Source organism: Neisseria sp. HMSC075C10 (assembly GCF_001815615.1).
GTDB lineage: Bacteria > Pseudomonadota > Gammaproteobacteria > Burkholderiales > Neisseriaceae > Neisseria > Neisseria subflava_A.
The window spans coordinates 1-204 of the sequence record NZ_KV821275.1; the positions used below are offsets into that span (position 1 = coordinate 1).

Consider the following 204-nt stretch of genomic DNA (forward strand, 5'->3'; position numbering starts at 1 on the left):
CTTTGGCACGGTTGCCCCTATAGGTGCCGACGGCACTGTGGATGGCGGCAGTCGATTGGGCGACGGTTTGCTGTTTGTCGAGTAGGTTTTGCAGATCGGGAACGCTGTCGGCACCGTGATGGGCAGTGGCCGAATCGGTATGGATGCCGAGAGCGCGGGCACTGGTTTTTTTGCCGCCGATGGTGATGTTGCCTTCGCTGAGTA

The 204-nt window shown here is 59.3% G+C and carries 1 protein-coding gene; it reads right to left on the reverse strand.

Features of this window, described 5'->3' with window-relative positions; translation table 11 throughout:
* A partial coding sequence (locus tag HMPREF3047_RS10040) for a hypothetical protein (RefSeq protein ID WP_141756576.1) occupies positions 1 to 204 on the reverse strand: 204 nt, incomplete at both ends.